Source organism: Streptomyces sp. NPDC107546, from assembly GCF_055639175.1.
This window is the reverse complement of the sequence record NZ_JBVKBA010000014.1, coordinates 16,971-38,510: the sequence shown is the minus strand read 5'-3', so window position 1 is coordinate 38,510 and position 21,540 is coordinate 16,971. Positions and strand designations below refer to the sequence as shown.

The following is a 21,540-nucleotide window of genomic DNA, read 5'->3' as shown; positions in this document are numbered from 1 at the left end:
CGGCTCAGGTGTCGGCCCGGTCAGGGAGAACGGCTACCGAAGTGCGGGGGCACGGCCGGCGCGTGGGCCGGGAACGGTCGTCGAGAGGGACGCCTCTCAGGCTCGCCGCTCCGCGAGCAGTTCCCCGGTGGTGACCACCCGGATCAGCGGACGGTACAGATCCATCACGCGCAGCGCCCGGTCGTGGGCGGTGTCGTCGGCGCCCGCGCAGGCGTCGGCGACCACCAGCACCTCGACTCCCGCGTCCGCGGCGGCAAGAGCCGTGGACAGCACGCAGCAGTCGGTGCTGACACCGGCCAGCACCAGACGGCCTTCGGGCCCGACACGCCCGGCCAGCTCGGGCGTCCACTTGCCGAACGTGGTCGCGTCCACCACGTGCCGCGCCACGGCGGCGAAGTCGTCGGCCAGCCGCCACAGCGGGGCGTGAGGCGGTTGCAGGGCGAAGGGCCACTGCTCGTAGTACGCCCGCCAGGCGCCCTCCGGCGTCCGGGGTGCCAGGAAGCGGGTGAAGGTGACGCGTTCCCCGAAGGCGGGCAGCAGGCGCCGTACGCCGTCCGCCGCCTCCCGGAAACGGGGGGCGGCCCAGGGGCTCGCGGGATCGGCGAAGACGCGCTGCATGTCGATCACGCCGAGCAGGTCGGCGGCGGTCATGCGATCGGTGCGCCTTCGTTCGTCGTCCGGCCCGTGGCCTCCTGCTCCTGCCGGTGCACACGCCCGCGGCTGAGGACGAGAGCGCCGAGGAAGCCCACCGCGAGAGCCGCCAGAACGCCGAGGTTGGCGTACGCCCAGGCGCCCGACGTGCCGCCGAGGCCCATGGGGCCGAGGAGATAGCCCTGCCAGTCCAACCAGGTCGCTGCGCTGTTCGTCACCAGGCCCCAGCCGATCGCCGTGGCGGCGAGGGTCAGCAGCAGGGGTGTGGGCGGGACGTCGCCGTAGCGGCCGTGCGGGCGGAAGAGGTCGTCCTCGGCGTAGTCGCGGCGACGCAGGGCCAGGTCTGCGAGCATGATGCCGCACCAGGCCGCGATGGGGACGCCGAGCGTCGTCAGGAAGCCCATGAACGGGCCGAGGAAGTCGCCGGCGAAGAAGACGATGTAGACCGAACCCGCGATCATCAGGACGCCGTCGACCAGCGCGGCCAGGGGGCGGGGAATCCGCAGACCGGCGGAAAGGAGCGCCAGGCCCGACGAGTAGATGTCCAGCACCGCGCCGCCCACCAGGCCGAGCACCGCGACCACCGCGAACGGGACGAGGAACCAGGTCGGCAGGATCGTGGTCAGCGCACCGATGGGGTCGGCGGCGACGGCCTTGCTGAGGGTGTCGGACGAGCCCGCCAGCAGCAGCCCGAAGACCAGCAGGAGCAGGGGGGCGACCGAGGCGCCGAAGCTGGTCCAGCCGATCACGCCGCGGCTGGAGGAGGTGCGCGGCAGATAACGGGAGTAGTCCGCGGCCGCGTTCACCCAGCCGAGCCCGAAGCCGGTCATCATGAAGACCAGGGCGCCGATGAACTCCTGGGTGGAGCCCGCCGGATGGGCCCTGACCGTGTGCCAGTGGATGTGGTCGGCGACGAGGGCGATGTAGACGACGGTGAGCACGCCCGTGACCACGGTGATCACGGTCTGCAGGCGCATGATCAGGTCGAAGCCCATGACGCCGCCGACGACGGTCAGCGCGCCGACCAGGACGAGCGCCGCCACCTTGGTCCCGGTGCCGCCGCCCCAGCCGAGCCGTCCGAAGACGGTGGCGGTGGCCAGGGTGGCGAGTGCGGTCAGGACGGTCTCCCAGCCGACGGTGAGCATCCAGGAGATCACCGATGGCAGCCGGTTGCCGCGCACACCGTACGCGGCGCGGCTGAGAACCATCGTCGGGGCCGAGCCGCGCTTGCCCGCGACCGCTATGAGACCGCAGAGCAGGAAGGAGAACACGATCCCGATCGCCCCGGCTGCCAGCGCCTGCCAGAAGGAGATCCCGAAGCCTAGCGCGAAGGCGCCGTAACTGAGTCCCAGGACGGAGACGTTGGCACCGAACCACGGCCAGAACAGCGTCCGCGGAGTGCCCTTGCGCTCGGCGTCGCCGATCACGTCGAGGCCGTGCGGCTCCACCTGGAACTGCCGTCCCCCGGGTCTGCCGTCGAAGGAGTCCGTCATCGTCGACCTGCCTGTCTGCACGCGTTCGCCGCAGGCCCGGTCGGTCCGGGCCGGCGTCCAGGGTAAGCGGGCGCCGCGCACGGCTCACCCCGCCCTGCCGCCCGGCCCCGTGCCGGGGCGTTTCACCGCGTGGCCCACGATCACGGTCTCGGCGCCGTCGGCGCCCAGGCCGCCGAGGTCCCGTGTGATGAACCGGTAGAGGTGTTCCAGGTCCCGTATCCAGATCGCGAGGTGCAGGTTGGACGCGCCGGTGGTGGCGAAGGCGCCGTGCACCACGGGATGCGCCGCCAGCCAGGGCACCCGCGGCGGCCGTCGCCGCGCGGCCGTGACGCCGCCAACCTGACGCCGGGCGCGCTGGTTGCCCGTGAGGCGGGCGCGCTGGTCACCGACGCCGACGGCCGCCCGTGGACCGCGGGATCCGACAGCCTCCTCGTGGCACCGGCCGGACTCCACGGGCGACTGGTGGACATACTCGGCCACGGTGGCCGGTAGAAACGGGCGGTGGCCCCGGGATCGCCGGGGCCACCGCTCATGCGTGCGCGTGTGCCGGATCAGGCGCCCGCGCGCTCCCTGCGACGCAGGGTGAGGAAGGTGCCGGTGGCGCCGGCCGCGACGAGGGCGCCCGCCGCGATGCCCACCGGGAGGGCGGGGAAGGACGAGGCGTCCGTGCTGGCGGCCGTGTTCTGCATCGCCGGGCCGGGGGTGATGCTGGTGGCCACGGCCTTCACCGGGTGGATCGGGCCGACCGACCGCACCGAGCCGTCCGTGTTCAGCAGCACCTGCTTGTTGTTCGGGTGCCGGAAGTCGAACATGCCCGCGAGGGAGCCGGCGGTGGCGTCGAAGGAGTGGTCACCGATCCGGCCGGTGTGCCAGTTGTCCTCGATGAAGCGGATGATCGAGGACTGGTCGGTCTGCGTGTGGTCGACCTTGTTGACCTTGCTGTACGTGGAGACCACGAGCAGCGGCTGACGGGTGCCGGGGCCGCAGCGGTCCTGGTAGCCGCCGGCCGGGGCCGGGCCCGCCTGGCAGGCCGGGCTGTCGGTGGCCTTGCCGTTGGAGCCGGTCGAGGTGTCCGTGGAGCCGTTGCGCGGCTTGGCGTACGCGTGGTCGTACCAGCCGTCGGAGTCGTCGTAGGCGATGACGACCGCGGTCGACTTCCACTGCGGCGACTTCTGGATCGCGTTGATCTCGTCGACCAGGAAGTGCTGCTCGTCGATCGGGTCGGAGTAACCGGCGTGACCGTCCTGGTACTCGGCGGCCTTGAGGAAGCTGACCGCCGGCAGCTTGCCCGCCTTCAGGGCCGCGTCGAAGTCGGTCAGGTCGTAGTTGTGGTTCGCCTGCCCGTTGTGGCCGATCTCGTCGACGCTCTTCGGCGGCAGGTGGTGCGGGTTGGACGTCGACTTGTAGTACTCGAACGGCGAGTGGTGCGGGCTGTAGTCGACGACCGCGGCACCGCCGACGTTGGTGTGCGTGGTGTCGCACTTGGCGTAGTCGCCCTGCTTGCCGTCCCACGCGGTGGACGGGCGGAAGCCGCCCTGGAACCAACCCCAGGTGACCTTGTTGGAGTTGAGGACGTCACCGATGTTCTGGCCCTGCATCGCGGCCAGCGCGTTCTTGCTGGTGTGGTCCTTGCCGGAGCAGTCGTCGTAGGCCGGGTCCGGGTCGTTGACGACCGTGCCGACGCCCTTGGCGTCCGGCGACTGGACGGTGTACGAGTCCGGCGTCGAGGTCTGCTTGGGGTTCTCGGTGCCGGTGGTGGGGTCCACGGAGATGACGCCGTGCGTCTGCCCGGAGACCAGGTTGAGCGCGCCGGGGGTGGACGGGCCGTAGACCGAGCTGTAGGAGCGGTCGTTGAGGGCGTAATGCTGGGCGTAGTTCCACAGCCCGGTGACGGTGTTGCCGTCGTAGTAGTCCATGACCAGGCCCGGCTCGCCGAACAGGTTGCCGGAGCACTTGCCGGAGTCGGTGTTCTGCACGAACTGGTCGTTCTTGCCGCCGTCGTACGCGTACTGTTCGGGCCCGTAGGCGTGGTTCTGGTCGCAGGTCATGGCCTGGGACGGGGTGAGCCGCTTGGGCGCGTACTGGTTGGGGTTCTTCGTCAACAGCCCGGCGTTCGCCAGGGTGTCGATGTCCTTCGGGGTCTTCTTCGACGCCGTGAACTTCGTGCCGTCGGTGTTCGCGGCCTTCGGGTAGGTCGCGAAGTAGTGGTCGAAGGAGATGTTCTCGTCGAAGAGGACGACCACATGCTTGATGGGCGTGGCCGTCGAGGAGTGGGTCCCGTGGCCGTCCGGCGCCGCCGCCCAGGCGGGCGCGCCGGCCCCCAGGGCCGTGAGCGCGGCGGCGCCCGCAAGCGCGCCGAGGCTCCTCATCGTTGCTCGTCTACCTCTGCTGGCCATGCTGGTTCACCTTCCGGGCACGAACGTGATTGCGCCATACGGTCAGGGATGCTCTGCTCCACGAACGGCACGATCCTGGAGGCACGGTGGCGGTCAAGTGAACACCGGGTCAGGGAAGCCAAGGGAAAACTTGACCGCCTGTTGACCCGGCGGCGGCCCGTACACGTTCAGGACGCCCCGGCCAGCAGTTCCCGTCCGTACCAGTCCGCGCTGTCCCGCACACCGGGCAGGGCGAAGAAGTAGCCGCCGCCGAATGGCTTGATGTAGTCCGTGAGGGGTTCGCCCGCGAGGCGGCGCTGCACGGTCTCGAACTGCCGGGCGAGGTCCTGCTGGTAGCAGCAGAACAACAGCCCCATGTCGAGGTTGCCGTTGCTGTCCAGGCCCGCGTCGTAGTTGTAGCCGCGGCGCAGGATCCGCTGGTCGGCCGTGGCCGCCGTGCGCGGGTTGGCCAGGCGTATGTGGGCGTCCAGCGGGATGACGTCGCCCTTGGGGTCGCCCGCGTAGTCGGGTGTGTCGTGCTCGGCGTTCCCGTCCAGGGGCGCGCCGGTCTCCCGGGACCGGCCGAACATCCGCTCCTGCTCGGTGAGGGAGACCCGGTCCCAGAACTCCACGAGCATGCGGATCAGCCGGACGACCTGGTAGCTGCCGCCGACGGCCCAGTCCGGTTCACCCAGGCCGGGGCCCACCCACACCAGGCGGTTCATCTCTCGGGCGTCGGCGGTGTCCGGGTTGGCGGTGCCGTCCCTGAAGCCCATCAGGTTGCGCGGTGTGCCCGAGGGGCGGGGCGGGCTGGAAAAACCGTCGAGGCGCCAGCGGACCTGCAGGCCGCCGCGGGTGTGCCGGGCGATGTCGCGCAGGGCGTGCAACACGGTGTCCGCGTCGTCGGCGTGCAGTTGGAGGCTGAGATCGCCGTGGCACCACTCGGGTCTGAGGTCGTCGTCGGGGAAGGACGGCATCGTCGTCAGCCTGCGCGGGCGGTGACCGGAGAGGCCGAAGCGGTCGTCGAAGAGGGACGCGCCGACGCCGACGGTCACCGCCAGCGCACCGGAGGGCAGCCGCTCGCCGAGGATGCCGGAGTCGGCGGGCGGGCCGGTGATACCGACCGGCGAGGGCGTGCCACCCGAGGTGAGGAAGCGGGCGCGAGCGGTGAGGGTGCGCAGCAGGTCGACGAGGTCTGCGCGGTTCTGGGCGGTCACGTCGAGGGCCGCGAACGCGGTGACCCGGCGCGGGGCGGCGAGCACCGACTGCTGGTGGGAGCCGTGGAACGGCGCGACGGACGACGCACTCGCGCCGCCGGCGGCGGCCGGGGCCGCCGCGCCGCCCGCCGCGAGCCCGGCGCCCGCGAGGGCCGCACCGCGCAGGAAGCCCCGCCGCCCGACCCCGTTGCTCTCCACGGACGCGCTCACACCGTCCTCCGCGGGTCGCAGAGTGTCGCCACCGAGGCGAGTCGCTCGACCAGGTCGTCGAGGACCGCGTCGACCTGGTCGCGTTGCGAGCGGTCCAGGCGGTCGAGCGGCGTCCAGCTCTCCTCGTGGTGGAAGGCGTCCAGCGTGTGCTGGGCGCGGTCCAGTTCCCCATCGAGGCCGGACAGGTCCGGGTACCGGGTGGTGAGCAGGGGGCGCAGCCGGGACAGCACGGCGCGGGTGCCGTCGAGGTTGGCGCGGGCGGTGGCGAGGTTGCTGCCGCTGCCGTAGTCGGTCCGCCCGGTCAGCTCGAACTGCACGGTGTTCTCCAGGATCTCGTGTGCCCTCAGGCCCAGCTGCGCGGGGTCCACACGGGCCTGCGCCCAGCTGTCGCGCAGCGCGGTGACCGCCTTGAGCAGGGCGCCCGCCGGGGCGCGCAGGGCAGCGGCCGTCCGGCCGTGCCACAGTCCGTACTCGATGCGGTGGAAGCCGGTGAAGGACGGGTCGTGGACTCCCCCGACGAGTCCCGCGTCCGTTGCGTCGATCTGCTTGTCCGCGTCGCCGAAGGCGTCGTACGCCGCGCCCAGCCGCTCGTACTCCAGGTGCGCGGGGAGCCAGGCGGCCCTGGCCCCCTCGAGGTCGCCGCGGTCGATGGCGTCGTTCAGCCGTCCGGTCAGTCGTACGACCTGGTCCAGACCGCCCGCCACCCACTTCTGGTAGTCGATCGCCAGGGGGATCAGGTCGTGCTCGGTGACCGGGGCCGCCGCGGGCCCGGACTGTCCCGAGGTGATGCGGACGGTGGGGCCGGTGACCGCGTCGGCGTCGTCGGGCAGGCAGGTGAAAGCGTACGAGCCCGTGCCGAGGCGCACGGTCAACGCCCGTTTCGTGCCCGGGGCCAGGCCCTCCATCTCGCCGTAGACGGCCCTGGTGCGGGCGTCCTCGAGGTAGACCTCGGCGGGGCCGCTGGAGGTGTTGTGCAGATCGAAGACCTGCAGGCCGGGGACCGGCCGGTCCCAGCCCCGTCCGCAGCCGCTCGGTGACACCTCGACGGTGGTGTGCGGCAGCCCGTCGTCGGCGGCGGCCCGTGCGTGCCGGGCTCCGCCGAGGGCCGTGGCCAACAGTGCCGTCGCCAGGACCAGGGTGAGGAGAGCGCCACCCGCGGCCCAGAGTCGGGCCCGCCGTGATGCGAGGCCGGGCACCGGCATTTTGCTCCGCGCCTCCCCGGACGACGTGCGAACGTACCGACGCGCCCGGGTGGCGGGCGCACTCATGACAGGCAGCACCGTACGCCCGAACGGCCCTGCGACGGGGGCGGACACCAAGAGTTCCGTCAGGGTTCACCGGGTGCTCGCCGGTCGCGGTCGTCGTCAGTCCTGCGGACCCCTTCGCCGTGCCACGGGCCCGCGCCCTTCGTACGCTGGTGCCCTCGGGGCATGTCACGGAGGTCTGCGATGCCCCGGAGCATCTGGTCGGGAGCGATCAGCTTCGGTCTGGTCACGATTCCGGTCAACGTGGTGCCCGCGACCGAGGACCACAGCGTGCGCTTCCACCAGTACCACTTGGAGGACATGGGCCGGGTCCGGGTACGCAAGTACTGCGAGCTGGAGGACCGTGAGGTCCCGCCCGAGGAGATCGGCAAGGGCTACGAGCTGTCCAGGGACCGGGTCGTGCCCGTGCTCGACGAGGAGCTGCGTGAGCTGCCGTTGCCCACGGCGAAGGCCATCGAGATCGCCGCTTTCGTGCCGGCCGGTTCGATCGACCCGTTGCGCATCGGCGAGGGCTACTACCTTCAGGCGTCCGGCACGGTCGCCGCGAAGCCGTACGCGCTGCTGCGCAAGGCGCTGGAGCGGACGTCGAAGGTCGCGGTGGCGAAGTTCGCCTGGCACGGCCGGGAGAGGCTCGGGCTGCTGAGGGTGCGGGACGAGGCGATCGTGCTGCACGCGATGCGCTGGCCCGACGAGATCCGCGACCCGGGCCAGCTGGCTCCGCAGCAGGTCCGGCTCTCCGACGACGAGATCAGCGAGGCGGAACATCTGATCGACCGCATGACCCGTGAGGACCTCGAGGGCCCCGACTTCGTCGACCACTACACCGAAGCGCTCGAGCAGGTGATCGAGGCCCGGCGTGAGGGGCAGGCGCCGCCCGAGATGCCGGAGCCGGAGGCGGGGCCCGGCAGGGTGCTGGACCTGATGACCGCGCTCCAGGCGTCCGTGGCCCAGGCGAAGGCCGCCCGCGGCGAGGGGACGGAGGCCGAGGTCCACGAGCTGCCGAGGAAGAAGGCCGCCACCGGCAGGGCGGCGAAGAATGAGCCGGCCGAGAAGACCGCGGCGAAGAAGACGGCCGGGAAGAAGACCACGAAGAAGACCGCGGCGAAGACCGCCCCGAAGGCCGGGGCGCGGACCGCCGCGCGGAAGGACACCGCACAGGAGGAAACCGCGGCGAAAGGGGCCGCGGCGAAGAAGACCGCGGAGAAGAGGACGGCCCGTCGGCCGCGCAGCGCCTAGGCACGGGCGCGGCCGACGGGGACACCCCGCATCCAGGTCGTCCACGACGCCGACCTGGGGGAAGCTGGAACTGCGGCCACTCGTTCATCCAGGGGCACACCATGGCGTTCCACGCGATATCCAAGCGGCAGCCTCCGCGCCTGCCCGCGCACCTGCTCTCCCCCGCCGACCTGGCGACGGAGAACGAGCGACTGCACGAGGAAAACGCGCAGCTGCGGCAGGCGGTGACCTCTCATGCCACCATCGACCAGGCCATGGGCGCCGTGGTGGTGCTGGCACGGATCGCGCCGGAGGAGGCATGGCGCGTCCTGCGCGACGTCTCCCAGCACACCAACACCAAACTGCGGGTCGTGGCCGAGCACATCCTGAGGTTCGCGCAGGGTGACGCCCTGCCCGACCCCGAGCTGAACCAGCTGCGGGAGGCGCTCAGCCGGTACGAGATCCGCTCCCGCGCCGACCGGCCCGACCGGTGAACCGCCGACGGACCCGACCGGTGAACCGCCGGCCGGTCAGTCCTTCTCTCCGCGCCCCGTGAGCGCGTCGCGGATGCGGTCCACCAGGCCGGCGCCGGGCGCGAGCAGCTTGTTGGCCGGCGGCTTGTCCGGGGCGGAGGGGTGCGGGCGGGTCGGTGCCGTCTTCTTCGCCCGCCGGACCTTGTCGCCCAGCTCGTCGAGGGCTTCGGCGGAAGCCGTTTCGCCGAGCCTCGGGAAGAGGTTCCCCTCCTCGTCGGCCACATGGGACCGGATCTCGGTCATGAGCATCCCGATGAGCCGGTCGAACTCCGGGTCGTCGGCCTCGTGGCGCTCCAGATCCTTCATGATCTGCTCGGCCTCGGCGTGGTCCTTGAGCTCCTTGTCGGCCACCGCGTCCCCGTCGGGCAGGAACTGCCGTACGGCCGGGTAGAGGTAGGCCTCCTCGGCCACCGAGTGACGCACCAGCTCCATGACGGCCTGATCGGCGTACACCTTGCGGTTCTTGTCACCGGGCGGCAGCGCCTCGATCCGGCCGAAGAGCTCCTCCACTTCCCGATGGTCCGTCATCAGTTCGTCGATGACGTTCCCTCCATGTCCCATGTCCAACGCCTCCCTGTGGATTCGGCTGGATAGGGCGACCCCACGAGGGCTCGCCCGGCACACCGGGTGCCCCCGTCGACGGGCGGATAACCGGGGTGTCGTGGTACGCCCCGGTCCTCTCGGCTCACGATCCGGTCGTCGCCGGGTGACGCGGTGGCCCTGACCGCTTCGCCCATGCCGGTGTCCAGGTCCCGGTGTCATCGAGATCCACGCCGCCCACCGTATCGGCACAACAAATGGTTGTGCTTTCCTGGTGGATCGGTTGTTTGATCTCGTCATCTGCCACTCGCTTTGATTGCCGATGGTCAGCGGCTGGTTGTTCGGGGCGGCGAGAGGTGCGGCGGGTATGGCGGGGAGACGGGCGCTGGGGCGGCGGTTCGGGTGGTTGTGGGCGGCGTATGCGGTCAGCTCGTACGGCTCAGGGTTCGGGTTCGGTGCCTTTCCCCTGATCGCGGTTCTCGTGCTGCACTCCGGGCCGACCCAGGTGGCGGCGCTGTCCGCGGCGGGGCGGGCAGTGGGGGCCCTGGTGGCGGTGCCACTCGGTCCGTGGGTGGAGTTCCGCCGCAAGCGGCCGGTCATGGTGGCGATGGACCTGACCCGGTTCGCGGCGTTGATGAGCGTCCCGGCCGCGTTCGCGCTCGGCCGGCTCACCTTCGCCCAACTCCTCGTCGTCTCCGTCGTCGTCGCCGCGGCCAACATCGCCTTCAACGCGGCCAGCGGTGCGTATCTGAAGGCGCTCGTGCCGCCGGAGGACCTGCTCGTCGCCAACGGCCGGTTCGAGTCCACGATGTGGAGCGCGACGGTGGTCGGGCCGCCGCTCGGCGGGGCGGCGATCGGGATGTTCGGCCCGGTGACGACCGTGGTGGCCGATGCGGTCAGCTACCTGCTCTCGGCGCTGGGCATCCGCGCCATCGGCGGGAGGGAACCGCGTCCCGCGCGGACCGGCGCACCGCGGCTGCGCGCAGGCGATCTCCTCGAAGGATGGCGCCACATCCTCACCCACCCCGTGCTGCGCCCGCTGTTCCTCAACACGATCGTGGTCAACGGCCTGATCATGGCCTCCGAGCCGCTGCTCGCCGTACTCCTGCTGGGCCGGCTGGGGTTCGCACCCTGGCAGTACGGTCTCGCGTTCGCTGCCCCTTGCGTCGGTGGTCTCGTCGGCTCACGCCTGGCGCGCCGGCTCGTGGCGCGGTTCGGGCAGCACAGGGTGATGCTCACCGCGGGGGTGCTGCGTGCGTGCTGGCCTGTCGGACTGGCGTTCGTCCGGCCCGGTGCCCCCGGGATCGTCCTCGTCATCGCGGTCCAACTCGGCCTGGTCACCTGCATCGGCGTGTTCAACCCGGTGCTGGCCACCTACCGGCTCGACCACACCGGCCCCGACCGGGTCGCCCGCACCCTGGCCGCGTGGTCGGTCAGCAGCAGCGCCGCCATCGCGGCCCTGACCGCTCTGTGGGGCCTGCTGGCCGCCGTCACCGGCCCCCGCACCGCGATCGCGGTCGCCGGAGTCCTCCTCCTCGCCACCCCGCTGCTGCTCCCGCGCCGCGAGAACGCGCCCGGGAACACAAGGAAACGGGCTGCCAGCCTCACATGACACGGGCGCGTTGTCGGACGACGGGCTCCGGGTACTCGGCGCGCATGAACGACAAGCACCGCAACCACGACAGTGACGAGCGGCGGACGGCCGAGCAGGCCGCCCGGGAGCAGCGCGAGGCAGAGGAGCAGCGCGCCGCTTCGCGTCCGTTCGAGTACCCCTACCCGGAGCGCCGGGCAGGGGTCAGGGCCCGGCGCCGCGTGACGGAACAGGACGCGGACGCCGACATGGCGCCCGGCGTTCCCGGCGGCTACGGCACCGCCGGTGACGGCCGGCCGGGCGGCACGGGCGCGGCCCATCCGCCCCGGCCTTCCCGGCGGCAGCGTGGGGAGGGCCCGGGCGACACGCAGAAGCCCTGACGGTACCCACGGACAGGACGACGCCACCGCCGGTGTCCGCCGGCGGTGGCGTCGCCCGTCTGCCGGTGCGCACACGGTGAGTGTGCGCCCGTATGTCTCAGGTGCGGCCCGACGATCCGGTGATCGCGTCCTTCACCCGGTCCACCATGGACGCGAAGGGACCCGTCAGCAACTGGGCCGCGGGCGATCCTGCAGCGGTGGGGTGCGGATGGGTCGGCGCCACCTTCTCGACCATCTGCAGCCTTGCCCCGAGGCCCTTGAGCTGCTCCTCGTCGCAACCGCGCCGCACCGCGGGGAACTCCTCCAGCTCCTCGTGCTCGGCGTGGTCGATGACGGCCTTCTCGAAGGCGGCCAGTTTCGCGTCGAACTCGACGCTGGTGACGTCCATCTTCTCCAGCTCGGCGAGGACCTTGTTGGCTTCCTCCTCCTCGTGGTTGCGGGCGTCGGCCTCGGCGTCACCGGCCGTCTTCTTCGCGGTGGGGCGCAGGATCAGCTCCTCCGCCGTCTCGTGCACCGCCAGCAGCGCCCTCAGCTCGTCGAACGTCTGCTTCTTCTGCTCGCCCTGCGCGCTCTTCACGTCGTCGAACAGGTCTCGGATACGTGCGTGCTGCTCCAGCAGGACGCGGACCACGTCGCCTTCCGGAAGCCTCGCCGCCTCCTTGCGTTCCATCGTCGCATTGCTCACGGCACTGCCCTCCTCTGAGCGTCGTTCACTGGGCGGGTAACCCCATCCCACTAGGGCAAACTGAACAAACAGGGCACGGGCCGCGCAGGGGCCTGCCGCACATGGCCCCCTCGCGCGGCCGCGTGAGGCGAACGGCGCGCGTTGCGACGCACCTCTTGACCAGCCGCGATCAGGGGAAGATCGTGTGACGGGGGCGGACCGGCACGCAGGAGGCACCGTGACAAGCACATCAGCAGAGCCGCGGATGCCGGGCCTGGAGATCCGCTCCATCGACTACGTCCCCCTCGACGAACGCCACGGCAAGCTGTGGCACCTCGGGCCGCTGTGGTTCATGTCGAACGCGCAGATCGCCACGCTGGCGGTGGGCCTGATCAGCATCACCGAGGGCGGCAACCTCATCTGGTCGCTGATCGCGATCGTGGCGGGGACCGTCGTCGGCACCTTCTTCATGGCCTTCCACTCGGCCCAGGGCCCACAGCTGGGGCTCCCCCAGATGATCCAGTCGCGGCCGCAGTTCGGCTATGTCGGGGCCCTTCTGGTGTGGCTCTTCGCCTACCTGCAGTACGCCGGGTTCAACGTCTTCAACACCATCCTCGCCGGGGAGGCCCTGCACACCACGCTGCACGGGGGCGTCGACCTGTGGGTGGTCGTGGTCACCGTCGTCGCCTTCCTCGTCGCACTGGTGGGCTACGACGTCATCCACCGGGCCGAGCAGGTGCTGACGTACACCTTCCTGGTCGTCTTCGGGATCTTCACCGTGGGGATCCTGGTCACCCTGCACTACCCGCCGGGCTCCTTCGACCTCGGCGCCTTCCGGTGGACGCCGTTCCTCGCCCAGTTCGGTGTGGTGGCCGGCTACCAGATCAGCTGGGCCATCTACGTCTCGGACTACTCGCGGTACCTTCCACCGGACGTGACGGTCCGTAAGACCTTCTACTGGACCTACTTCGGGTCGGCGCTCGGCGGGATCTGGCTGATGGTGCTCGGGACGCTGCTCGCCGCCTGGGCGGGCAAGGACTTCGACACCATCCGCTCGATCGACGCCGCGGGCGACAAGGTGTTCAGTGGCTTCGGCGCGATCGTGCTGCTGTTCGCCGCGCTGGGGCTGGTGTCGGTCACCGCGCTGAACATGTACGGCGGGTCGCTGACGCTCATCAGCGCCATCGACTCCTTCAGGAGGGTGCGCCCGACACTCGCCGTACGGCTGGTGACCATCGGACTGACCGCGGTCCTCTCCCTGATCGGCGCACTGTCCGCGACGTCCGGCTTCCTCCAGAACTTCAGCAACTTCCTGCTGCTGGTGCTCTACCTGTTCATCCCGTGGACCGCGGTCAACCTCATGGATTACTACGTGGTGCGCCGCGGCCACTACGCCATCGCCGAGATCTTCAATCCGCGCGGCGTCTACGGGCGCTGGGGGTGGCACGGCATCATCGCCTACCTGGTCGGGTTCGCCGCCATGGTGCCGTTCTTCTCCGTCGCGAACCTCTACGTCGGGCCCGCCGCCGAGGCACTCGGCGGTGCCGACATCTCCCTGTTCATCGGGCTGCCGGTCGCCGCGCTGCTGTACTGGCTGCTGACACGGTCCATCGATGTGGAGGCCGAGAGGCGACTGGCCGAGGCGGAGGCCGCGGAACTGGAACGAGCGGCACACGAGCACCGCGAGCCGTAGGGCGTGTCCTTGGATCGGCTCATACGGCGGTCACGACCAGCGCGGCCTGGTCGTCCAGGGAGGTGCCGTGGGTGAAGGCGGCGACGGCGGTGGTGACGGACTCCAGCAGGGCGGCGGCGGTGGGCGGAACCGTGGTCAGCGTGTCGGCCAGCCGTTCCTCACCGAACAGCTCGCCGGCCGGCGACCGCGCTTCGGTGATGCCGTCCGTGACGAGGACCAGGCCGTCGCCCGGGTGCAGGTCGACGCGCACGGGTGATCCCACACCGCCCAGGCCGAGGCCCAGCAGCAGGCCGGGCGGCACGAGCCGCTCGACGGTGCCGCCTGCGCGGCGCACGAGCGGCGGCACATGGCCGGCGCGCATCAGGGTCACCGCCTGACCGGTGGTGGTGTGCCGCAGTTCGCCGTAGACGAGCGACACGAACAGGTCCTGGCCCTCGGTGTGCTCGGCCAGAGCGTCGTTGATCGCGGTGACCACGGCCACGGGGTCGCGCAGCAGACGGGCGACCGCACGCGCCGTGTGCCGGACCATGCCGGTCGTGGTGGCGGCCACCGCTCCGTGACCGCACACGTCGCCGATCATGACGGCCCAGCGGTCGCCGGGCAGCGGGAAGACGTCGTAGAAGTCGCCGCCGACGTCGAGACCCTCGCCGGCCGGATGGTAGGAGGCCGCCAGGGCCGCGCCCGGCACGTTCGGCAGCTTCGGGGGCAGCAGCCCGGCCTGGAGGTCGTGCGCGAGCCGCACCCGGTGCGTGAACTGGCGGGCGTTGTCCGCGCTCAGGGCCGCCCGGCCGGCGAGCTCTTCGGCCAGTGCGACGACGTGGCCGTCCCAGTCCCGGTCGAGGGTCAGCAGCGCCAGGGCGCCGAAGGTGCATCCGCGGGCCGTGAGCGGTACGCACAGATAACCGGCACCGCGTCCGCCGGGCTCCGTGCCGGGGCGGACGTCGAGGGAGCCGGTCTCCGTCGTGCCGGAGGCCAGCACGCGGGCGACCACACGGTCCACCACCTCGCACCACTCCGGTGCCACGAGCAGCGCCGCTTCCGCCGGGGTCGCGGCCGCGGAGGCGATCCGGCTGCGGTGGCCACCGTCGAACACGTAGACCCCGCACAGCTGCGCAAGGCCCGGGACCACCAGCTGGGCCAGACAGCGCAGGCTGTTGGCGTAGTGCTGCTCGCGTGCGATGGCGGTGCTCGCCTCCAGGACGAACGCCAGGTCCTCACGGGCCGAACTCTCACGCTGCCGCGCGGCTCGGCCCGCCGCCACGGCCTGGTGCCGCTCGATGGCCAGCGCCGCGATGCGCGTGAAGGCGGCGCCAAGGGCCAGGTCCTTCAGTTCCGGGATCTTCGGCGTCCGGTGGTACATGGCGAATGTGCCCAGCAACCGCCCGTCCGTGCTCAGGATCGGGGTGGACCAGCAAGCCCCGACCCCCGCCCGCTTCGCCAGCTCGCGGTACTCCGCCCACAGCGGATCGGTGGCGATGTCGGTACAGACCACCGGGGCGCGCCGGTACGCGGTGGTGCCGCAGGATCCCTGGCCCTCGCCGATCGGGACCCCGTCGATCGCCTCGTTGTAGTAGTCGGGCAGGCTCGGGCCGGTGCCGTGCCGCAGCCGCCGGCCGTCGGCGTCGACGAGCAGCACCGAGACGAGCATGCCCGGGGAGAAGTCCTCGATCGTCCTGGCCATGCCGGTGAGGATCTCCTGCAGCGGTGCCTCGCGTGCGATCTGCTCCAGCAGGGCGCGCTGCTCCGCCGCCAGCAGCTGTGTGTCACGGTAGGCGGTGGTGTCCATGGCGATCACCACGACCCCGTCGACCGTGCCCAGGGCGTCCCGCCGGGGCTCGTAGGTGAGGTCGAAGATCCTCTCCTGTTCCGCCCCGGGCTCCCCGAGGACCAGCCGTTTGTCCCGCGTGCGGTGAGGAGCACCGGTGCGGTACACCTCCCGGATGCGGGCGATCACACCCTGCAGAGCCGCGTCGGGCATCAGCTCGACGATCGGCACGCCGGTCCGCCTCCGGCCGCCGCAGACGATGTCGAAGAACGCCGGGTTCGCAGTCTCCACGATGTGCCCGGGACCACTCAGGGAAGCGAAGATCACCGGGGCCGGCCCGAACAGGTCCGCGTCCGGCGGCCACTGGGGCGAGAGCACGGTCGCACCGGGTGGTCCTGGGACATCGGGCCTGATGGACATGACCGGGTCCCCTTTCCGCTGTCCACTTCCAGACAATTTATACGTCTTTTCAGCGGAATTTCAGGTGTGGGCGGATTTTGGTGGTATTCGGAGATGAGCGGCGGGTGCGCTGCCCACAAACGGACGACGCCCGGGCCGGCCGTGTGGGCCTGCCCGGGCATCGCGGTCGGAACGATCAGACGAGGTCGAACCGGTCGAGGTTCATGACCTTGCCCCACGCCGCGACGAAGTCCTTGACGAACTTCTCCTTCGCGTCGTCGCCGGCGTAGACCTCCGCGAGCGCGCGCAGCTCGGAGTTGGAACCGAAGACGAGGTCGACCCGGCTGCCGGCCCACTTCAGCTCGCCGGTGGCGGCGTCGCGGCCCTCGAACGTGGTCTGGTCCTCGGAGGTCGCCTTCCACGTCGTGCCCAGGTCGAGCAGGTTGACGAAGAAGTCGTTGGTGAGGACACCGGGCGTCTTGGTGAAGACACCGAGCTGCGAACCCTGGTGGTTGGCGCCGAGGACGCGCAGACCGCCGACGAGCACGGTCGTCTCGGGGGCGCTCAGGGTGAGCAGGTTCGCCTTGTCGAGCAGCAGGTACTCGCCCGGCAGGCGGTTGCCCTTGCCCAGGTAGTTGCGGAAGCCGTCCGCCGTCGGCTCCAGCGCCTCGAAGGACTCGACGTCGGTGTGCTCCTCGCCGGCGTCCACACGGCCCGGGGTGAAGGGCACCTCCACCTCGAAGCCGGCTTCCTTGGCGGCCCTCTCCACGGCGGCGGCACCGCCGAGGACGATGAGGTCGGCCAGGGAGACCTTCTTGGCGCCGGAGGAGGCGTTGAACTCCTGCCGGACGCCCTCGAGGACACGCAGCACCTGGGCGAGCTGGTCCGGGTCGTTGACCTCCCAGCCGCGCTGCGGAGCGAGGCGGATGCGGGCGCCGTTGGCGCCGCCGCGCTTGTCGCTGCCGCGGAAGGTGGAGGCGGACGCCCAGGCGGTGGTGACCAGCTGGGACACGGTGAGGCCCGACTCGAGCAGCTTGGTCTTCAGGGCCGCGATGTCCGCCTCGTCGATCAGCTCGCCCTCGCGCTCAGGCAGCGGGTCCTGCCACAGCAGGGTCTCCTGCGGGACCTCCGGGCCGAGGTACAGCGACTTCGGGCCCATGTCGCGGTGGGTCAGCTTGTACCAGGCCCGGGCGAACGCGTCCGCGAACTCCTCGGGGTTCTCGTAGAACCGGCGGGAGATCGGCTCGTAGATCGGGTCGAAGCGCAGCGACAGGTCGGTGGTGAGCATCCGCGGGCGGTGCCTCTTCGACGGGTCGTGCGCGTCGGGGATGATCTCCGGGGCGTCCTTGGCCACCCACTGGTGGGCGCCGGCCGGGCTCTGCTCGAGTTCGTACTCGTATTCGAAGAGGTTCTTGAAGAACCCGTTGCTCCACTGGGTCGGCGTGGCGGTCCAGGTGACCTCCAGGCCGGACGTGATGGCGTCCGCGCCCTTGCCGGTGCCATAGGTGCTCCTCCAGCCCAGGCCCTGCTCCTCCAGCGAGGCGGCCTCGGGGTCGGCACCGACGTGGTCCGCCGGACCGGCACCGTGAGTCTTGCCGAAGGTGTGGCCGCCGGCGATCAGGGCGACGGTCTCCTCGTCGTTCATCGCCATGCGGCGGAACGTCTCACGGATGTCGCGGGCCGCGGCGATCGGGTCCGGGTTGCCGTTCGGGCCCTCCGGGTTGACGTAGATCAGGCCCATCTGGACCGCGCCGAGCGGGTTCTCCAGCTCGCGGTCGCCGGTGTAGCGCCGGTCGTCGAGCCAGGTGGTCTCGGGACCCCAGTAGACGTCCTCCTCCGGCTCCCAGACGTCCTCGCGGCCGCCGCCGAAGCCGAAGGGCTTGAATCCCATCTGCTCCAGGGCGACGTTGCCGGTGAGGATCATGAGGTCGGCCCAGGAGATGCTCTGGCCGTACTTCTTCTTGACCGGCCACAGCAGACGGCGCGCCTTGTCGAGGTTGCCGTTGTCCGGCCAGCTGTTGAGCGGGGCGAAGCGCTGCTGGCCGGCACCGGCGCCGCCGCGGCCGTCGCTGATGCGGTAGGTGCCCGCGCTGTGCCAGGCCATACGGATCATCAGCGGGCCGTAGTTGCCGAAGTCGGCGGGCCACCAGTCCTGCGAAGTGGTCAGCACCTCGGCGATGTCCCGCTTCACCGCCTGAAGGTCGAGGGACTTGAACGCCTCGGCATAGTCGAACTCCTCACCGAGGGGATTGGCCACGGCGGGGTTCTTGGCGAGGATCTTCAGGTTGAGCCGCTCCGGCCACCACTGGCGGTTGCCGCCGCCCTGCGTCGGGTGCAGGGCGCGCCCGTGCGCGACGGGGCAGCCGCCGCCTCCACCCTCCGTCTTCGGGTCTGTGACGACTGCGTCGTGGTTCTCGGTCATGGCAATCCTTCCGGATGAGAGCGGATCACAGTGCTCAGGAACTGCGGGCGGTGGAACATGCGGAGCACAGGCCCCAGTAGACGACCTCGGCCTCGTCGATCGAGAAGCCGTGGTCGTCGGACGCGGTCAGGCAGGGCGCCTCGCCGACCGCGCAGTCGACGTCGGCGACGGCGCCGCACGACCGGCACACGACGTGGTGGTGGTTGTCGCCGACGCGTCCCTCGAACCGGGCGGGGCTGCCGGCCGGCTCGATACGGCGTATGAGCCCGGCCGCGGTGAGCGCGTGGAGGGCCTCGTACACGGCTTGAAGCGAGATGTGTCCTACGCGGTCGCGCACTCCGGAGGCGATCGCCTCGACGCCGAGGTGGTCGCCTTCCCGGACGGTCTCCAGCAGCGCGACGCGGGCCGCCGTCACCCGCAGGCCGGCACCGCGCAGCTCCTCGGCGGTGGTCGGAGTCCGGGATGCGGTCATGGCGTCGAACCTACCCTCACAAACACGAACTGTTCAAGAAAATGAGCAGACCAAGTTTGGCGCGTCGCGACGGAGGCCGCACGCCCGGAGCCTGATTGAAGCGGCCATGCCACGAAATGCTCGCTTCCCACCCCTGGCCCCGGTGACGCGGCGACCGGTATACAGGCCCCGGCGAACGTGCGCCGGCCGCCGCCCGACGCGGGCTCCGCGCGCCGTTCCGGCCTCAGGGGGAGGACTTCCATGGCGCACGCCGGACTTTCCACGGCGCACGACACGCATCCGGGCACAGCGGCGGGACGTGGAGCGGCCAGACGCCGCCGATGGCCGCTCGCCGTGGGGGCGGCCATCGGCGGTTGCGCCCTCTTCGCCACCTCGACGGCACCTGCCGCGGCGCACGGCGCGGTACCCGGCCGCGACACGCGCTACGTGTCACTCGGGGACTCCTACACCTCCGGCCCCGCCATCCCCCGGCAGGTGGACGCCGCCTGCGCCCGTTCCGACCACAACTACCCCTCGCTCGTGGCGGCGGAGCGGCGCGTGACCGCTTTCAAGGACGTGAGCTGCGGCGGAGCGACGACCGACGACATGTGGAAGGCGCAGGGCACCAACGCGCCACAGCTCGACGCGGTGCGGCGCGACACCGATCTGGTGACGGTTCAGATCGGCGGCAACGACATCGGTTTCGGCTCCATCATCGCCACCTGCGCGCGCCTGAGCTCCCAGGACCCGACGGGAGATCCGTGCCGGCGCTCCTACGCCTCATCCGGGATCGACCGGTTGACGCTCGCCGTCGTGCAGACGGCGCCGAAGGTGGACCGTGTCCTGCGGGCCGTGCACGCCAGGGCGCCGCACGCCCGGGTGCTCGTCGTCGGCTACCCGGACCTCCTGCCCGACGACGGCAGCGGCTGCTACCCCTCGGTCCCGTTCGCGTCGAAGGACTTCCCCTATCTGCGGGACACCGAGAAGCGCCTGAATCTGATGCTCCGTCTGGTGGCGGAGTGGAACCGGGCGGAGTACGTCGACACCTACGGTCCCACGCGCGGCCACGACATGTGCAAGGCCCCGGCGGACCGCTGGATCGAGCCGCTGCAGCCGGCTTCGCCCGCGGCCCCCGCGCACCCCAACGCCCAAGGCGAGGAGGCCATGGCGCGGGCCGTCCTTGAACGCTTGAGCGAGGGACGCGGACGCCACTGAGGCGGACGACACCCGCAGCCCCACCCCTGCGGCGGATCCGGACGCGTGGGGGAGGGAGATCGTCCGTGCCGGTGTGACGTTCCCTACTGCCCCCGAATGAAACGTGGCGAACGGGCAACGTTCCCCTTCATGCCCGTTCGCACACCCCCGGTAGTTGACACGACGCCGCCCCGGACAGCGCCCGCCACCACCGAGCCCGCCACAAGGGTCCCTCCATCCGCTCCGGCGCCCTCGCTGCCGTCCCTCACCGGGCTGCGCTGGATGGCCGCGCTCCTGGTCTTCGGACTGCACGTGGGCAACTTCGGCTATTTCGGAGGCACCGGCGGCCACATCATGACCTGGGCGTTCCAAGCGGGTAGCACCGGGGTGTCGTTCTTCTTCATCCTGTCCGGGTTCGTTCTGATGTGGACCGCGCGGCCGAACGACCGCGCGGTCTCCTTCTGGCGGCGGCGCATCGCGCGCATCTTTCCCGTTCATCTGGTCACCACCGGGATCGCGCTGCTCATGGTCTACACACCGCCCCATCTGGCGAAGCCGACGGCGGCCCAGGGAGTGGCCAACGTGCTGCTGGTGCACTCCTGGCGGCAGTCCTGGTGGCAGACGCTGAACCCGGTCAGCTGGTCGCTGGCCTGCGAAGCCTTCTTCTACGCCGCCTTCCCGCTGATGATGGTCGTCCTGCGCCGTCTGGGGCCCCGGGCGTCGGCGGCCCTGGCCGGGGCATCCGTGCTGGCGGTCCTGGTCCTCGCCCGGGCGGACACCCACGACTGGGTGAGCCAGTCGCTCTACTCCCTCCCCGCCGCCCGCCTGCCCGAGTTCGTCCTCGGCGCCGCCACCGCCCGGCTGGTGCGGCTCGAACGGTGGCGCGGTCCCGGCCTGGAGGCCTCACTCGCCCTGACGATCATCGGCTACTTCCTCGTGCCGCAGATCACCGACGGGGGTTACCCGGCCACCGCCTGCACCCTCGTCGGCTTCGCGCTGCTCATCCCGGCGGCGGCCCTCGCCGACCTGCGGGGCCTGCCCTCGCTGTGGCGGCACCGGCGACTGGTGCGCCTGGGGGAACTCTCGTTCGCGTTCTACATGATCCACCTTCTGGTCCTGCGGGCCGGCACCAGCCTGCTCGGCAACTCGCCGCCCCACTTCGGCCTGCCGACGGCCGTGGCCACCACCGCCGTCGCGTTCGGTCTGTCCCTCGGCCTGTCCTGGGTGCTGTACGAGGCGGTGGAACGCCCCGCACGACGGCTGCTGCTCCGCGACCGCCGGTCCTCCCGCACACAGCCGGCCCCGCAGGCCGCCAGGCCGGAACCCATCGCGCCCGCCCGCGAGGCTCCGGCCGCGGCACCCGACTGACGGGGGCGCCCGCACGGGCGTGCGCGGCGGTGCCCCTATCGGGTGACGCCCCGCACGCCCGCCTCGGCCTCGCCGCTCCCGGACCACCACGTCCCGCCGCACCGGCACCGTCGC

At 71.2% G+C, this 21,540-nt stretch carries 18 protein-coding genes; 7 read left to right on the top strand and 11 right to left on the bottom strand.

The window, feature by feature from the left end; all coding sequences use genetic code 11:
* Positions 1-96: 96 nt before the first annotated feature.
* The 6 genes from ACZ7L1_RS21370 to ACZ7L1_RS21345 form a co-directional block, all read right to left on the bottom strand.
* Positions 97-651 carry a cysteine hydrolase family protein gene (locus ACZ7L1_RS21370; RefSeq protein ID WP_471439241.1) on the bottom strand — a complete coding sequence of 185 codons (555 nt, stop codon included), beginning with the start codon at positions 649-651 and terminating at the stop codon, positions 97-99.
* The gene (locus tag ACZ7L1_RS21365) at positions 648-2,144 is read right to left on the bottom strand and encodes a purine-cytosine permease family protein (protein ID WP_471439239.1); all 1,497 of its coding nucleotides are present in this window, start codon (positions 2,142-2,144) and stop codon (positions 648-650) included. Before ACZ7L1_RS21365 ends, ACZ7L1_RS21370 begins: the two co-directional genes overlap by 4 nt.
* An 84-nt stretch (positions 2,145-2,228) precedes the next feature.
* Positions 2,229-2,624, bottom strand: a complete 396-nt coding sequence (locus ACZ7L1_RS21360) for an Lrp/AsnC ligand binding domain-containing protein (protein ID WP_471439238.1) — start codon at positions 2,622-2,624, stop codon at positions 2,229-2,231.
* A gap of 71 nt (positions 2,625-2,695) precedes the next feature.
* The gene (locus ACZ7L1_RS21355) at positions 2,696-4,540 is read right to left on the bottom strand and encodes a phospholipase C (RefSeq protein ID WP_471439236.1); all 1,845 of its coding nucleotides are present in this window, start codon (positions 4,538-4,540) and stop codon (positions 2,696-2,698) included.
* 167 nt (positions 4,541-4,707) lie between these two features.
* Entirely contained in the window at positions 4,708-5,946 is a 1,239-nt protein-coding gene (efeB, locus tag ACZ7L1_RS21350; RefSeq protein WP_471439234.1) for an iron uptake transporter deferrochelatase/peroxidase subunit, read from the bottom strand.
* Entirely contained in the window at positions 5,943-7,148 is a 1,206-nt protein-coding gene (locus ACZ7L1_RS21345) for an EfeM/EfeO family lipoprotein (RefSeq protein ID WP_471439232.1), read from the bottom strand. The genes efeB and ACZ7L1_RS21345 overlap by 4 nt, the downstream gene beginning before the upstream one ends.
* A gap of 246 nt (positions 7,149-7,394) precedes the next feature.
* On the opposite strand from ACZ7L1_RS21345, the gene ku reads away from it, so the two are divergent.
* The gene (gene ku / locus ACZ7L1_RS21340) at positions 7,395-8,447 is read left to right on the top strand and encodes a non-homologous end joining protein Ku (RefSeq protein ID WP_471439231.1); all 1,053 of its coding nucleotides are present in this window, start codon (positions 7,395-7,397) and stop codon (positions 8,445-8,447) included.
* 101 nt (positions 8,448-8,548) lie between these two features.
* Entirely contained in the window at positions 8,549-8,920 is a 372-nt protein-coding gene (locus tag ACZ7L1_RS21335) for an ANTAR domain-containing protein (protein ID WP_471439229.1), read from the top strand.
* 36 nt (positions 8,921-8,956) lie between these two features.
* Here ACZ7L1_RS21335 and ACZ7L1_RS21330 read toward each other — a convergent pair whose 3' ends face one another.
* The gene (locus ACZ7L1_RS21330) at positions 8,957-9,520 is read right to left on the bottom strand and encodes a hemerythrin domain-containing protein (protein ID WP_471439227.1); all 564 of its coding nucleotides are present in this window, start codon (positions 9,518-9,520) and stop codon (positions 8,957-8,959) included.
* A gap of 346 nt (positions 9,521-9,866) precedes the next feature.
* Here ACZ7L1_RS21330 and ACZ7L1_RS21325 point away from each other — a divergent pair, with 346 nt between their 5' ends.
* Positions 9,867-11,111, top strand: a complete 1,245-nt coding sequence (locus tag ACZ7L1_RS21325) for an MFS transporter (RefSeq protein ID WP_471439225.1) — start codon at positions 9,867-9,869, stop codon at positions 11,109-11,111.
* A gap of 44 nt (positions 11,112-11,155) precedes the next feature.
* Positions 11,156-11,470 carry a hypothetical protein gene (locus ACZ7L1_RS21320; RefSeq protein ID WP_471439224.1) on the top strand — a complete coding sequence of 105 codons (315 nt, stop codon included), beginning with the start codon at positions 11,156-11,158 and terminating at the stop codon, positions 11,468-11,470.
* Positions 11,471-11,567: 97 nt separating this feature from the next.
* Here the strand turns inward: ACZ7L1_RS21320 and ACZ7L1_RS21315 are convergent, their stop codons facing one another.
* Positions 11,568-12,155, bottom strand: coding sequence for a hemerythrin domain-containing protein (locus tag ACZ7L1_RS21315; protein WP_471439222.1), 588 nt, complete (start codon positions 12,153-12,155; stop codon positions 11,568-11,570).
* 217 nt (positions 12,156-12,372) lie between these two features.
* Between ACZ7L1_RS21315 and ACZ7L1_RS21310 the strand changes: the two genes are divergently transcribed.
* Positions 12,373-13,827 carry a purine-cytosine permease family protein gene (locus ACZ7L1_RS21310; RefSeq protein ID WP_471439221.1) on the top strand — a complete coding sequence of 485 codons (1,455 nt, stop codon included), beginning with the start codon at positions 12,373-12,375 and terminating at the stop codon, positions 13,825-13,827.
* 19 nt (positions 13,828-13,846) lie between these two features.
* Here the strand turns inward: ACZ7L1_RS21310 and ACZ7L1_RS21305 are convergent, their stop codons facing one another.
* The 3 genes from ACZ7L1_RS21305 to ACZ7L1_RS21295 form a co-directional block, all read right to left on the bottom strand.
* Complete coding sequence (locus ACZ7L1_RS21305) at positions 13,847-16,012, bottom strand: GAF domain-containing SpoIIE family protein phosphatase (protein WP_471439219.1); 2,166 nt, start codon at positions 16,010-16,012, stop codon at positions 13,847-13,849.
* A 175-nt stretch (positions 16,013-16,187) separates the two neighbouring features.
* On the bottom strand, positions 16,188-18,413 hold the full coding sequence (gene katG / locus ACZ7L1_RS21300) for a catalase/peroxidase HPI (protein WP_471439218.1): 2,226 nt from the start codon (positions 18,411-18,413) through the stop codon (positions 16,188-16,190).
* Between the two features lie 34 nt (positions 18,414-18,447).
* Positions 18,448-18,885: a Fur family transcriptional regulator gene (locus ACZ7L1_RS21295; RefSeq protein ID WP_200419479.1), complete on the bottom strand. Its 438-nt coding sequence runs from the start codon at positions 18,883-18,885 to the stop codon at positions 18,448-18,450.
* Positions 18,886-19,125: 240 nt separating this feature from the next.
* Here ACZ7L1_RS21295 and ACZ7L1_RS21290 point away from each other — a divergent pair, with 240 nt between their 5' ends.
* Both ACZ7L1_RS21290 and ACZ7L1_RS21285 read left to right on the top strand, forming a co-directional pair.
* Positions 19,126-20,079, top strand: coding sequence for an SGNH/GDSL hydrolase family protein (locus ACZ7L1_RS21290; RefSeq protein ID WP_471439216.1), 954 nt, complete (start codon positions 19,126-19,128; stop codon positions 20,077-20,079).
* 96 nt (positions 20,080-20,175) lie between these two features.
* Positions 20,176-21,426 carry an acyltransferase family protein gene (locus tag ACZ7L1_RS21285; RefSeq protein ID WP_471439214.1) on the top strand — a complete coding sequence of 417 codons (1,251 nt, stop codon included), beginning with the start codon at positions 20,176-20,178 and terminating at the stop codon, positions 21,424-21,426.
* Positions 21,427-21,540: the final 114 nt, after the last annotated feature.

Excerpts from the sequence above, each read along its gene's own strand:
- ACZ7L1_RS21355 (WP_471439236.1), bottom strand. The coding sequence starts at position 4,540 with ATGGCCAGCAGAGGTAGACGAGCAACGATGAGGAGCCTCGGCGCGCTT.
- ACZ7L1_RS21295 (WP_200419479.1), bottom strand. The coding sequence starts at position 18,885 with ATGACCGCATCCCGGACTCCGACCACCGCCGAGGAGCTGCGCGGTGCC.
- ACZ7L1_RS21330 (WP_471439227.1), bottom strand. The coding sequence starts at position 9,520 with ATGGGACATGGAGGGAACGTCATCGACGAACTGATGACGGACCATCGG.
- ACZ7L1_RS21285 (WP_471439214.1), top strand. The coding sequence starts at position 20,176 with ATGAAACGTGGCGAACGGGCAACGTTCCCCTTCATGCCCGTTCGCACA.
- ACZ7L1_RS21335 (WP_471439229.1), top strand. The coding sequence starts at position 8,549 with ATGGCGTTCCACGCGATATCCAAGCGGCAGCCTCCGCGCCTGCCCGCG.
- ACZ7L1_RS21325 (WP_471439225.1), top strand. The coding sequence starts at position 9,867 with ATGGCGGGGAGACGGGCGCTGGGGCGGCGGTTCGGGTGGTTGTGGGCG.
- katG (WP_471439218.1), bottom strand. The coding sequence starts at position 18,413 with ATGACCGAGAACCACGACGCAGTCGTCACAGACCCGAAGACGGAGGGT.
- ACZ7L1_RS21305 (WP_471439219.1), bottom strand. The coding sequence starts at position 16,012 with ATGTCCATCAGGCCCGATGTCCCAGGACCACCCGGTGCGACCGTGCTC.
- ku (WP_471439231.1), top strand. The coding sequence starts at position 7,395 with ATGCCCCGGAGCATCTGGTCGGGAGCGATCAGCTTCGGTCTGGTCACG.
- ACZ7L1_RS21345 (WP_471439232.1), bottom strand. The coding sequence starts at position 7,148 with ATGCCGGTGCCCGGCCTCGCATCACGGCGGGCCCGACTCTGGGCCGCG.
- ACZ7L1_RS21365 (WP_471439239.1), bottom strand. The coding sequence starts at position 2,144 with ATGACGGACTCCTTCGACGGCAGACCCGGGGGACGGCAGTTCCAGGTG.
- ACZ7L1_RS21320 (WP_471439224.1), top strand. The coding sequence starts at position 11,156 with ATGAACGACAAGCACCGCAACCACGACAGTGACGAGCGGCGGACGGCC.
- ACZ7L1_RS21370 (WP_471439241.1), bottom strand. The coding sequence starts at position 651 with ATGACCGCCGCCGACCTGCTCGGCGTGATCGACATGCAGCGCGTCTTC.
- ACZ7L1_RS21290 (WP_471439216.1), top strand. The coding sequence starts at position 19,126 with ATGGCGCACGCCGGACTTTCCACGGCGCACGACACGCATCCGGGCACA.